Source organism: Streptomyces sp. NPDC041200, assembly GCF_055591805.1.
This window is the reverse complement of the sequence record NZ_JBVIZF010000078.1, coordinates 1-14449: the sequence shown is the minus strand read 5'-3', so window position 1 is coordinate 14449 and position 14449 is coordinate 1. Positions and strand designations below refer to the sequence as shown.

The 14449-nt window shown below is 73.8% G+C and carries 2 protein-coding genes; both read left to right on the top strand.

Features of this window, described 5'->3' with window-relative positions; genetic code table 11:
- On the top strand, positions 1-6140 hold a 6140-nt coding region (locus ACZ6CL_RS41905), incomplete at its 5' end, for a type I polyketide synthase (protein WP_468946579.1).
- 50 nt (positions 6141-6190) lie between these two features.
- On the top strand, positions 6191-14449 hold an 8259-nt coding region (locus ACZ6CL_RS41900), incomplete at its 3' end, for an SDR family NAD(P)-dependent oxidoreductase (RefSeq protein ID WP_468946577.1).

Here is a 14449-nt window from a genome sequence, read left to right as displayed (position 1 = left end):
TGGCGCGGCTGGCGGGTGTGCTGGCCGGGGTCGGCGGTGAGGACCAGGTCGCGGTCCGTGCGTCGGGCGTGTTCGGACGCCGACTGGTGCAGGCATCCGCATCCTCCTCCGACGGGTCCTGGTCGCCGGGTGCCGGTACGACGCTGGTGACGGGCGGTACGGGTGCGCTGGGCGCGCACGTGGCCCGCTGGCTGGTGGCGAACGGCGCCGGGCACGTGCTGCTCACCAGCCGCCGTGGCCTCGACGCCCCCGGAGCCACCGAGCTGCGCGATGAACTGGCCGCCTCCGGTGCCCGGGTGACCGTGGCCGCCTGTGACGTGGCCGACCGGGACGCGCTCGCGCGACTCCTGGACTCCCTGCCGGAGGAACTGCCGCTGACCGGTGTGTTCCACACGGCCGGTGTGCTCGACGACGGCGTACTCGACGCGCTCACCCCCGAGCGCTTTACGACCGTCCTGCGCGCCAAGGTGTCCGCGGCGGCGCATCTCGATGAGCTGACGCGTGGGCTGGATCTGTCGGCGTTCGTGCTGTTCTCCTCGATCAGTGGCACGTTCGGCGCCGCCGGACAGGGCAACTACGCCGCCGCCAACGCCTCCCTGGACGCGCTGGCCGAGCGTCGGCGTGCCCAGGGCTTGCCCGCCACGTCGATTGCCTGGGGCCCGTGGGCCGAGGGCGGTATGGCCGCGGACAACGGCCTGGAGCAGCGGCTGCGCCGTGGCGGTCTGCCGCCGATGGACGCCGAGGTGGCGATCGCCGCCCTCCAGCGGGCGCTGGACCTGGACGACGCGGCGGTGGCCGTCGCGGACATCGACTGGGCCCGGTTCGCACCGGAGTTCACCGCCGTACGGCCGAGCCGCCTCATCGCGGACTTCGCGAACCTCGCCGACGTGGCGCAGGCCCAGCAGGACACCGGTGGCGCGTCTGAAAATGGCGGGCTGGCCGGGCGGCTCGCCGGGCTGGGCGAGGCCGAGCGGGACCGGTTGCTGCTGGACGTGGTCCGTAGCCAGGTGGCCGCGGTGCTGGGCCATGACGGCTCGGAGTCGATCGGGGTCGAGCGGGCCTTCAGCGAGCTGGGCTTCGACTCGCTCACCGCCGTCGAACTCCGCAACCGGCTCAACGCCGCGACGGGCGTTCAGCTGCCCGCGACGCTGGTCTTCGACTATCCGACGGCCTCCGCCCTGGCGGGCTATCTGCGGAGCGAACTGGTCGGCGCGGACACAGCCGTCGACACCTCGGGGCCGACAGCCGCGACAGCCGCGACCGTGGCGACCGACGACGATCCGATCGCGATCGTGGCGATGAGCTGCCGCTTCCCGGGCGGAGTGCGCTCGCCCGAGGAGCTGTGGCAGTTGCTGTCGGCGGGTGGCGACGCGATCGCGGAGTTCCCGACCGACCGTGGCTGGAACCTGGACACGCTCTACGACCTGGACCCCGACAAGCGGGGCACCTTCTACGCACGCGAGGGAGGATTCCTCTACGACGCGGGCCACTTCGACGCCTCGTTCTTCGGGGTTTCGCCCCGTGAGGCGCTTGCCATGGATCCGCAGCAGCGGCTGTTGCTGGAGACGTCGTGGGAGGCGTTCGAGCGGGCGGGCATCGACCCGGCCACGCTGCGCGGCACCTCGGCCGGTGTCTTCGTCGGCTCCAACGGGCAGGACTACCTGGCCTCGCTGGACACGATCCCCGAGGATGTCGAGGGCTACCTCGCCACCGGCAACGCCGCGAGCGTGGTCTCCGGCCGCCTCGCGTACACCTTCGGCCTGGAAGGCCCGGCGGTCACCGTCGACACGGCCTGCTCCGCCTCGCTGGTGGCGCTGCACTGGGCGATCCAGGCGCTGCGCCAGGGCGAGTGCTCGATCGCGCTCGCGGGTGGTGTGACGGTCATGTCGAGCCCCGGTGCGTTCATCGAGTTCAGCCGTCAGCGCGGCCTGGCCCCCGACGGCCGCTGCAAGGCCTTCGGGGCGGGCGCGGACGGCACCGGCTGGGGCGAGGGCGTCGGCATGCTGCTGGTCGAGCGGCTGTCGGACGCGCGCCGCAACGGCCACCCGGTCCTGGCGCTCGTACGCGGCTCCGCCATCAACCAGGACGGCGCGTCCAATGGTCTGACGGCGCCGAACGGTCCGTCACAGCAGCGCGTCATCCGGCAGGCGCTGGCCGGTGCGGGCCTGTCGGCCGCGGACGTGGACGCGGTCGAGGCCCACGGCACCGGCACCCGGCTCGGTGACCCGATCGAGGCGCAGGCGCTGCTGGCCACCTACGGTCAGGAGCGTGACCCGGAGCGGCCGTTGCTGCTGGGCGCCATCAAGTCCAACATCGGCCACACGCAGGCCGCCGCCGGTGTGGCGGGCGTCATCAAGATGGTGCTCGCCATGCGGCACGGTGTGCTGCCGCAGACGCTGCACGCGGACGAGCCGTCGCCGCACGTCGACTGGTCGGCGGGGGACATCGAGCTGCTGACCGAGGCCCGGCCGTGGCCGGAGACCGGCCGCCCGCGCCGGGTGGGCGTCTCCTCGTTCGGCTTCAGCGGCACCAACGCCCATACGGTCCTGGAGCAGGCCCCGGAGCCGACCGCGCTCCCCGAGCGGGCCGAGGACGGCGCGCCGGAGCGCCCCCTCGTCCGGCCCGATGTGGTGGCCTGGCCGCTGTCGGCCAAGGGCGAGGACGCGTTGCGGGCCCAGGCCGAGCGACTGCGCGCCCACCTCGAGGCCGACACCGGGCTCGACACCGTGGACGTGGCGTACTCCCTGGCCACCACCAGGTCCGCCCTGGAGCACCGCGCGGTGGTCCTCGGACAGGACCGGGACCGGCTGCTCGCGGGCCTCGCCGCGCTCGCGCGGGGCGAGTCCGCCGCGCAGCTGATCCGGGGCGTGCCCACGGAAGGCCGGACGGCCGTGCTCTTCACCGGGCAGGGCAGCCAGCGGCTCGGTATGGGCCGTGAGCTGTACGAGGCGAGCCCCGTCTTCGCCGAGGCGCTGGACGCGGTCTGCGCCGAGCTGGACCGGCACCTCGAACGACCGCTGTACGACGTGCTGTTCGGCACCGAGAAGGAGCCGCTGGACCAGACCGGATTCACCCAGCCCGCGCTGTTCGCCGTCGAGGTGGCGCTGTTCCGGCTGGCCGAGGCCGCCGGGCTGCGGCCCGACGTCCTGGCCGGCCACTCCATCGGCGAGATCGCCGCGGCCCATGTGGCCGGGGTGCTGTCGCTGGCGGACGCCGCCACGCTGGTGGCCGCGCGCGGCCGTCTCATGCAGGAACTGCCCACCGGTGGCGCGATGGTCGCGCTGCAGGCGGCGGAGGACGAGGTGGCGCCGCTGCTCACCGACGGCGTGAGCATCGCCGCGGTGAACGGGCCCGCGTCGGTGGTCATCGCGGGCGACGAGGACGACGCCGTGCGGATCGCGGCGGACTTCGAGGCGCGGGGCCGCAAGACCAAGCGGCTCACCGTCAGCCACGCGTTCCACTCCCCGCACATGGACGGGATGCTCGCCGGGTTCCGCAAGGTCGCCGAAGGCCTGACGTACAACGCCCCGCGCGTCCCGGTCCTCTCGACCGTCACCGGGCAGCCGGTGACCGACGAGCTGGGCATGGGCTCGGACTACTGGGTGCGCCACGTACGCCAGTCCGTGCGTTTCCTCGACGGCGTCCGCGCCCTGGAGGCCCAGGGCGTCACGACGTACGTCGAACTCGGCCCGGACGGTGTGCTGTCCGGCATGGCGCAGGACTGTGTCACCGACGAGGGCCCGGATGACGTGGCCTTCGTGCCCGTGCTGCGCGGCGGGCGGTCCGAGACGGAGACGCTGACCGGCGCGCTCGCCACCCTGCATGTCCGGGGCGCGGCCCTGGACTGGGAGGCGCTGTTCGCCGGGACCGGCGCACACCGCGTCGAGCTGCCCACGTACCCGTTCCAGCGGCGGCGCTACTGGCTCGACGGCGCCGCGCGGCCCACGCCCGACCAGGCGGCCACGGGCATCGACACGGCCGACGCCCGGTTCTGGGAGGCCGTGGAGAGCGACGACCTCGCCTCGCTGGCGGACGCGGTCGGCATCGACGTGGACCAGCCGCTGAGCGCGCTGCTCCCGGAGCTGTCGGAGTGGCGGCGCCGTGAACGTGAGCAGTCCGCACTCGACGGCTGGCGCTACCGCGTCACGTGGAAGCCGCTGGAGGAGCCTCGGCTCACCGCCGTCCCGGGCGTCTGGCTGGTCGTCGAACCGGCAGGCCAGGCCGACACCGTGCGCCGGGTCACCGACGCGCTGGCCGACCGGGGCGCCGACATCCGGCGCGTCACCCCGGCCGACGGCGGGGACCTCGACCGGGAGGCCCTGGCCGACCGGATCCGCCACGCCGCGGCCGGTGACCCCGTCCACGGTGTGCTGTCCCTGCTGGCCCTGGACGAGCAACCGCACCCCGACCACGCCGCCGTCCCCACCGGGCTGCTGCGCACCGGTGTGCTGGTGCAGGCGCTCGGGGACGCGGGCCTGGACGCCCCGCTGTGGTGCGCCACCACCGGCGCCGTCGCCACCGCCGCCTCGGAGCCGCTGGGCAGCGCCGCGCAGGCGCAGATCTGGGGCCTGGGCCGGGTGGTCGCGCTGGAGCACCCGAAGCGCTGGGGCGGTCTGATCGACCTGCCCGCGACGCTCGACGAACGGGCCGCCGACCGTCTGGCGGGCGTGCTCGGCGGACACTGCGACGCCCACGAGGACCAGGTGGCGCTCCGTACGGCCGGAGTCCTGGCCCGCCGCCTCGTCCACGCCGAGCGCGCTCCGGCCACCGGAGCGCCGTGGCGGCCCCGTGGCACGGTCCTGGTCACCGGCGGCACCGGTGCGCTGGGCGGCCATGTGGCGCGCTGGCTGGCGGACCACGGCGCCGACCACCTCGTCCTGGCCGGACGCCGTGGGCAGCAGGCACCCGGCGCCGAGCAGCTCGCGGCCGAACTGACCGCGAAGGGCGCCGAGGTGACCGTCGCCGCGTGCGATGTCACCGACCGGGACGCGGTCGCCGGGCTGCTGGCCCGGATCCGCGCCGGACACCCGCACCACCCGCTCACCGCGGTCGTGCACACGGCGGGCGCGGGGCAGCTCGCACCGCTCGCGGAGACCACCCCGGCGGACGTCGCCGATGTGGTCGCCGCGAAGGTCGCGGGCGCGGCCCACCTGGACGCGCTGCTCGGCGACACCGAGCTGGAGGCCTTCGTGCTCTTCTCCTCGATCGCCGGGGTGTGGGGCAGCGGCGGTCAGGGCGCGTACGCGGCGGGCAACGCGTTCCTCGACGCGCTGGCCGAGCAGCGCCGGGCCAGGGGCGCCGCCGCCACCTCCGTGGCCTGGGGCCCGTGGGCGGACGGCGGACTCGTCGCCGACGACGAGGCGGCCGAGCAGCTGCGCCGCCTCGGTCTGCCGGTCATGGCCCCGCGTTCCGCCATCGCCGCCCTCCAGCAGGCGCTGGACCGGAAGGACACCGCCGTCACCGTCGCCGACGTCGACTGGGACCGCTTCGCCACCACCTTCACGGTGGCCCGCCCCCGGCCGCTGATCGCCGATCTGCCCGAGGTCGTCCGAGCCCTCGCGGCGGACCGGGCCGAGGGCGCGGGCGACGGGACGGCCGAGGCACCGGCGGAGTCCCTGCGGCAGCGGCTCGCGGGGCTCACCGGGCCCGAGGCCGACCGCGTCCTGCTCGACCTCGTCCGTACGGAGGTCGCCGCCGTCCTCGGACACGACGACACCACGGCCGTCGAGGCGGGCCGCGCGTTCAAGGAGCTGGGCTTCGACTCGCTCACCGCCGTCGAACTCCGCAACCGGCTGAACGCGGCGACCGGGCTGAAGCTCACCGCCACCCTGGTCTTCGACCATCCGTCGCCCCGCGTGCTCGCGGACCAGCTGCGCGCCGACCTCCTGGGCGAGGACACCACACCGGAACTCCCGGCCCTCGCGGAAATCGACAAGCTGGAGTTCACCCTCTCGAACGTCTCCGACGACGCGGCGGAACGCGAGCGGGTCACGGCCCGGCTCGAAGCGCTGCTGCGGAAGTGGAACGAGACCGAGAACGCGGCGGTCGGCGACGGCACCGATGAGGACGAACGTGACCTGGACTCCGCCTCCGCCGAAGACATCTTCGACATCATCAACTCTGAATTCGGAAGGTCCTGACGTGATGACCGCCCACAGCTCTTCAACTGACATCAGGAGGTGACGTTTCCGTGGCTAGCGTGAACGAAGAGAAGCTTCTCGACAATCTGAAGTGGATGACCACTGAGCTGCGCCGGACCCGTCGCCGCTTGACCGAGGTGGAGGCGGACGCGCAGGAACCGATCGCGATCACCGCGATGAGCTGCCGGTTCCCCGGCGGCGTCGGATCCCCTGAGGATCTGTGGCAGCTGGTCGCGGAGGGCGGTGACGCCATTTCCGGATTCCCCGACGACCGTGGCTGGGACATCGAGGGACTGGCCGATCCGGACCCCGACCGCAAGGGCACCTTCTACAACAGCGGTGGCGGATTCCTCGACGGCGCCACCACGTTCGACCCCGGCTTCTTCGGTATCTCGCCGCGTGAGGCCCTCGCCATGGACCCGCAGCAGCGGCTGCTGCTGGAAACCTCCTGGGAGGTGTTCGAGCGCGCGGGCATCGATCCGACGTCGGTCAAGGGCAGCCGCACCGGCGTGTATGTGGGCGCCTCGGCCATGGGATACGGCGTCGATACCCTGAACGCGCCGGAGGAGCTGGAGGGCCTGCTGCTCACCGGCGGTGCCACCAGCGTGCTGTCCGGCCGTATCGCCTACACCTTCGGCCTGGAGGGCCCGGCCGCCACGGTCGACACGGCGTGCTCGTCGTCGCTGGTCGCCCTGCACTGGGCGGCCCAGGCGCTGCGTCAGCGCGAATGCTCGCTCGCCCTGGTCGGCGGCGTCGCGGTGATGCCCACCCCCGACGTGTTCGTGGAGTTCAGCCGCCAGCGCGGCCTCGCCCCCGACGGCCGGTGCAAGTCCTTCGCGGCGTCGGCGGACGGCACCGGCTGGTCCGAGGGCGTCGGCGTGCTGCTGGTGGAGCGGCTGTCGGACGCGCGCCGCAACGGCCACCCGGTGCTGGCGGTCGTACGCGGCTCCGCCGTCAACCAGGACGGTGCGTCCAATGGTCTGACGGCGCCGAACGGGCCGTCGCAGCGGCGCGTCATCCGTCAGGCCCTGGAGAACGCCCGGCTGTCCGCCGCCGAAATCGACGTCGTCGAGGCGCACGGCACGGGGACGACGCTGGGCGACCCCATCGAGGCGCAGGCGCTGCTCGCCACCTACGGCCAGGAGCGCCCCGAGGGCCGGCCGCTGTGGCTGGGCTCGCTCAAGTCCAACCTGGGCCACGCCCAGGCGGCGGCCGGTGTCGCGGGCGTCATCAAGATGGTCATGGCCATCCGCCACGGTGTGCTGCCGCAGACCCTCCACGTCGACCAGCCGTCCCCGACCGTCGACTGGTCGGCGGGCGAGGTGTCCCTGCTGACCGAGGCCCGGCCGTGGGACGAGACCGGCAGGCCGCGCCGGGCCGGTGTCTCGGCCTTCGGCGTGAGCGGCACCAACGCCCACACCATCCTGGAACAGGCCCCGGAGCCGGAGGAGCCCCAGACCACGGACGAGGACGGCGGCACGGCCACGGCCACCGTCACCGCCGCCGTACTGCCGTGGGCTCTGTCCGCCAGGACCGGAGCGGCGCTGCGCGACAACGCCCGCCGTCTCCTCTCCCGCCTCGACCGTGAACCCGCCCTCGACGCCGCCGATGTGGCGTACTCGCTGGCCACCGGCAGGGCGGCGCTGGAGCGCCGCGCGGTGGTCGTCGGCGAGGACCGTGCCGGGCTGGTCGCGGGCCTGGAGGCGCTGGCACGCGGGGAGGTGGCGCCGGGGCTGATCGAGGGCACGGTCGCCGGTGGCGAGGTGGCGTTCCTGTTCACGGGGCAGGGGAGCCAGCGGCTGGGGATGGGGCGTGAACTGTATGACACGTACCCGGTGTTCGCGGATGCTCTGGACGAGGTGTGCGCGGAGCTGGACGCGCATCTGGAACGGCCGCTGAAGAGTGTGCTGTTCGGCGACGATGCCTCGGTGCTCGACCGGACCGGATACACCCAGCCCGCGCTGTTCGCGGTGGAGGTGGCGCTGTTCCGGCTGGTGGAGGCGTGGGGTGTGAAGCCCGACTACCTCTCCGGCCACTCGATCGGTGAGCTGGCCGCCGCACATGTGGCGGGTGTGCTCTCGCTCGGCGACGCCGCGAAGCTGGTGGCGGCGCGGGGCCGGTTGATGCAGGAGCTTCCGGCCGGTGGCGCGATGGTCGCCGTGCAGGCGTCGGAGGACGAGGTGGCGCCGCTGCTCACCGACCGGGTGAGCATCGCCGCCCTCAACGGCCCGTCGTCCGTGGTCATCGCGGGTGACGAGGACGCGGCGCTGGAGATCGCGGCGGGCTTCGAGGCGCGGGGCCGGAAGACCAAGCGGCTCACGGTCAGCCACGCCTTCCACTCGCCGCGCATGGACGGGATGCTGGAGGCGTTCCGTCAGGTGGCGCGGGGGCTGACGTACGAGGCTCCGCGCATCCCGATCGTGTCCAATCTGACGGGTGAAGTGGTCTCCGCCGAGGAGATCACCAGCCCGGACTTCTGGGTGCGGCACGTGCGGGAGGCCGTCCGCTTCCTCGACGGTGTGCGCACCCTGGAGGCCAAGGGCGTCACCACGTTCATCGAGCTGGGCCCCGATGGTGTGCTCACCGCGATGGCGCAGGAGTGCGTGACCGGCGAGGACTCGGCGTTCGTCGCCGCACTGCGCAAGGACCGTCCCGAGGCCGGGGCGCTGACCACCGCCGTGGCCCGGGCGCATGTCCGTGGGGTCGCGGTGGACTGGGCCGGGTTCTTCGCCGGGACGGGCGCGGGCCGGGTGGATCTGCCGACGTACGCCTTCCAGCACGAGCGGTTCTGGCTGGAGTCGAGCGCGGCGTCCGTGGGCGATGTGGCGCTCGTGGGGCTGGAGTTGGCCGGGCATCCGCTCCTGGGCGCGGCCGTGCCCCTGGCGGAGTCCGACGGGCTGGTGTTCACCGGCCGGCTGGGCGTGGACACCCACCCGTGGCTGGCCGACCATGCGGTGCGCGGCGCGGTGGTGGTGCCGGGCACGGCATTCGTGGAACTCGCCGTTCGCGCCGGTGACCAGGTCGGCTGCGATCTGCTCGACGAACTGACCCTGCACGCCCCGCTGGTGCTGCCCGCGCGGGGCGGCGTCCGGCTTCAGGTCGCGCTCGGCGCGCCGGAGGACGCCGGACGGCGTCCCCTCACCGTGCTGTCCCGTGCCGAGGACGCCTCGGTCGAGGAGCCGTGGACGCGGCACGCCGACGGTGTGCTGGTCGCGGGCGCGCCCCGGCCGGAGTTCGCGCTGACCGCGTGGCCGCCGCCGGGCGCCGAGGTGGTCCGTGCCGAGGAGCTGTACGCGACCCTCGCCGACGCCGGTCTGCGGTACGGTCCGGTGTTCCAGGGGCTCACGGCCGCGTGGCGACACGGGGACGAACTCTTCGCCGAGGTCCGGCTGGACGACTCCGTCGCGTCCGACGCGCAGGACTACGGACTGCACCCCGCGCTGTTCGACTCCGCGCTGCACGCGCTCGGTCTGCTCGGTCCGGCCGAGAGTGACATCGGGGGGCTGCCGTTCGTCTGGAACGGCGTGTCGGTGTACGCGAGCGGCGCCTCGGCGCTGCGGGTGCGTCTGGTGCTGCGGGGAGCGGACGGCGTCCGCCTGGAGATCGCGGACTCGACCGGTGCTCCGGTCGCCGGAGTGAACTCGCTGGTCCTGCGCCCCGTTCCGGCCGAGCGGGCGCTGACCTGGCGGGCGGCGTACCACGAGTCGCTGTTCCGGCTGGACTGGGCCACGGTGCCGGTGCCCGCTGAGACGTCCGGGGCCACGTCCGGGGCCGGTGTGCCGTGGGCGGTGCTCGGTGCCGGTGCGCCGGTCGCGCTCACGGCCGGTGCCACGGTCCACGCCGACCTGGCCGCGCTGAGCGAGGCGGTGGAATCCGGGGGGACGGGGGCGCCCGAGGGGGATGTGCTCGCGTACTTCGGCCCGGGGGAGACCACCGAGGACGACGTGGCCGGTGCCGCCCACACCGCCGCGCAGGACGCGCTGGCTCTGGTGCGGACGTGGCTCGCCGAGGAGCGGCCGACCGCGTCCCGTCTGGTCCTGGTCACCCAGGGCGCGGTGACCGCCGGAGGCGATGCCGGGGTGGATGACCCGGCGCGGTCCGCCGTGTGGGGTTTGGTGCGCTCGGCGCAGTCGGAGCATCCGGACCGGCTGGTGCTGGTGGACGTGGATGGCACCGACGCCTCGTACGAGGCGCTGGGCGCCGCGCTGGCCTCGGGTGAGCCGCAGTTCGCACTGCGCCGTGGCACGGTCCACGCGCCGCTGCTGGCGCGGGTGGCTTCGGGGGGCGCGATGGTGCCCCCGGCCGGGGAGCGCGCGTGGCGGCTGGACAGCGTGGAAAAGGGCACGCTGGAGAACCTGACGCTGCTGCCGTGCCCCGAGGCGGCGGCGCCGCTGGAGGCCGGGCAGGTGCGGATCGAGGTCCGGGCCGCCGGTCTCAACTTCCGCGATGTGCTGAACGCGCTCGGGATGTACCCCGGCGAAGCCCCGGTGATGGGCATCGAGGGCGCCGGTGTCGTCGTGGAAACCGGCCCCGATGTCACCGACCTGGCTCCCGGCGACCGTGTCTTCGGCATGCTGCCGGGGGCGTTCGGGCCGCTGGTGGTGGCGGACCGGCGCATGGTGGTCCCGATGCCGCCGGGCTGGACCTTCGCCGAGGCGGCCGCCGTGCCGATCGTCTTCATGACGGCCTACTACGGGCTGCGTGACCTGGCCGGTGTGGAGAGCGGGGAGTCGCTGCTGGTGCACGCGGCCGCCGGTGGCGTGGGGATGGCCGCCGTGCAGCTGGCCCGCCACTGGGGTGTGGACGTCTACGCCACCGCCAGCCCGGGCAAGTGGGACACGCTGCGTTCGCTGGGTCTTGCCGACGACCGGATCGCCTCCTCGCGCGACCTGGCCTTCGAGTCGACGTTCCGTGAGGTCAGCGGCGGTCGCGGCGTCGACGTGGTGCTGGACTCGCTGGCGCGCGAGTTCGTGGACGCCTCGCTGCGACTGCTGCCGCGCGGCGGCCGGTTCGTCGAGATGGGCAAGACCGACATCCGGGAGCCGGAGGAGGTGGCCGCCCAGTACCCCGGTGTCTCCTACCAGGCGTTCGACCTGTTCGACGCGGGTCTCGACCGCATCCAGGACATGCTGTGCGAGCTGCTGGACCTGTTCCACCAGGGGGCCCTGCGGCCCCTGCCGATCAGCGCCTGGGACGTACGGCAGGCCCCGGAAGCGTTCCGCTACATGAGCCAGGCGCGGCACGTCGGCAAGGTCGTGCTGACCGTGCCCGCCGGATGGAACCCGGACGGCACGGTACTGATCACCGGCGGAACCGGTGCCCTGGGCGGCCTGGTCGCCCGGCACGCGGTGACCGAGCACGGGGTGCGGCACCTGCTGCTCACCAGCCGCCGTGGTGAGCGGGCCACGGGCGCGGCCGAACTCGCCGCCGAGCTGCGCGCGCTGGGCGCCGAGGTGACGGTCGCCGCGTGTGACGCGGCCGACCGCGAAGCGCTCGCCGAAGTGCTGGCCGCGATCCCCGCCGAACATCCGCTGACGGCCGTGGTGCACACCGCCGGTGTGCTGGACGACGGCGTCATCGGTTCGCTGACGCCCGAGCGCGTCGACCGCGTTCTGCGTCCGAAGGTGGACGCCGCGTGGAACCTCCACGAGCTGACGCGGGACGCGGACCTGGCGGCGTTCGTGCTGTTCTCCGCCGTCTCGGGCGTGTTCGGCGGCCCCGGCCAGGCCAACTACGCCGCCGCCAACACGTTCCTGGACGCGCTCGCGTCGCGCCGTCGCGCCGAGGGGCTCCCGGCCCTTTCGCTCGCGTGGGGCCTGTGGGCGGGCTCCGGTATGGGCAGCGGCCTGAGCGAGATCGACATCAGCCGGATGCGGCGCGCGGGACTGCCGCCGCTGTCCCCGGAGGAGGGCCTGGCCCTCCTGGACGCGGCGCTCGGCTCGGGCGAGGTGGCACCGGTCCCCCTGCGCGTCGACGCCGTGGCGCTGCGCGCCCAGGCCGCGGCGGGCGCCCTCGCGCCGTTGCTGCGCGGGCTGGTCCGCGTTCCGGTACGGCGCGTGGTGGACAACACCGCGAGTGACGGCGCTTCCGGCCTGGCCGGGCGGCTGGCCGGGCTGCGCGCGGCCGAGCAGGACCAGCTGCTGCTGGACCTGGTCCGCACCCAGGTCGCGGCGGTACTCGGATACGCGGACCCGCAGGCCCTCGATGAGGGCCGGGTGTTCAAGGACCTGGGATTCGACTCCCTCACCGCCGTCGAACTGTCCAACCGCCTCCGCGAGGCGACCGGGCTGCGGCTGCCGCCGACGCTGGTCTTCGACTATCCGAACGCGGCCGTCCTCGCGGGGCATCTGCGCGGTGAGCTGGTCGGTGACGTGGCCGACGCGATCGTCCCCCACCGGATGACCGCCTCCGCCGACCACGACGACGACCCGATCGCGATCGTCGCGATGAGCTGCCGTTTCCCCGGCGGCGTACGGTCGCCGGAGGAGCTGTGGCAGCTCCTGGTCTCCGGCGAGGACGCGATCACCGGCTTCCCCGCCGACCGGGGCTGGGACCTGACCAGCCCCTACGGCGACACCCCGGACGCCGAAGCCACCACCTTTGCCCATGAGGGCGGCTTCCTGCCCGACGTGGCCGACTTCGACGCGGCGTTCTTCGGCATCTCGCCCCGCGAGGCCCTCGCCATGGACCCGCAGCAGCGGCTGCTGCTGGAGACGTCGTGGGAGGCGTTCGAGCGGGCCGGGATCGACCCGGCCACGCTGCGCGGCAGCAGGACCGGTGTCTACATCGGTTCCAACGAACAGGACTATCTGAACCTGCTGCTGGACGAGGCATCGGACCTCGGAGGACACCTCAGCACCGGCAACGCCTCCAGCGTGGCGTCCGGGCGGCTGTCCTACGCCTTCGGCCTCGAAGGCCCCGCGCTCACCGTCGACACCGCGTGCTCGTCCTCGCTGGTGGCGCTGCATCTGGCCGCGCAGGCGCTGCGCAATGACGAGTGCTCGCTCGCCCTGGTGGGCGGCGTCACGGTCATGTCGACCCCGGGGGTCTTCCTGGAATTCAGCCGCCAGGGCGGGCTGGCCGCCGATGGCCGGATCAAGGCGTTCTCCGGCGACGCGGACGGGACCAACTGGGCGGAAGGCGTGGGTCTCTTCCTGGTGGAACGGGTCTCCGAAGCCCGGAAGAACGGCCATCCGGTCCTCGCCGTCCTGCGCTCCACCGCCGTCAACCAGGACGGCGCGTCGAACGGTCTGACGGCGCCGAACGGCCCGTCCCAGCAGCGCGTCATCCGCCAGGCCCTCGTCAACGCCGATCTCACGGCCGCGGACATCGACGTCGTCGAGGCGCACGGTACGGGGACGACGCTGGGTGACCCGATCGAAGCGCAGGCGCTCCTGGCGACGTACGGTCAGCAGCGGCCCGAAGGCCAGCCGCTGTGGCTGGGTTCGATGAAGTCCAACATCGGGCACACCCAGGCCGCGGCGGGCGCCGCGGGAGTCATGAAGATGGTGATGGCGATGCGGCACGGCGTGCTGCCGCAGACCCTGAATGTCACCGAGCCGACCCCGCATGTGGACTGGTCGGTGGGCGACATCGAGTTGCTGACCGAGTCCCGGCCGTGGCCGGAGACCGGCCGCCCGCGCCGCGCGGGGGTGTCGTCGTTCGGCTTCAGCGGCACCAACTCGCACGCGATCATCGAGCAGGGCTGGGACACCGACGCTGCCTCCGCGGCCGTTCCGGACCGGACCCTGCCCGTGCTCGCCTGGCCGGTTTCCGGCCGTACGGAGCACGCGCTACGGGCCCAGGCCGAGCGGCTGCGCGCCGTCGCGAACGGCCCGGACGACGGGGCCCGCCCGCTCGACCTCGCGTACTCCCTGGCCACTTCACGTTCCGCCCTGGAGCACCGGGCCGTGCTGCTCGGCCGCGACGGCGAACTCCCCGGCGAGCGGCTCACGGCGCTGGCCGAGGGGCGCGGCGCGGCGGGGCTGGTCGAGGGTTCGGTGGCCGGTGGCCGGGTGGCGTTCCTGTTCACGGGGCAGGGGAGCCAGCGGCTGGGGATGGGCCGTGAGCTGTACGAGGCGTACCCGGTGTTCGCGGACGCGCTGGACGCGGTGTGCGCGGAGCTGGACGGGCATCTGGAACGGCCGCTGCGGGATGTGCTGTTCGGGGACGATGCCGCCGTACTGGACCGGACCGGTTTCACTCAGCCCGCGCTGTTCGCGGTGGAGGTGGCGCTGTTCCGGCTGGTGGAGGCGTGGGGTCTGACGCCGGACTTCCTGTCCGGGCATTCGATTGGTGAGCTGGCCGCC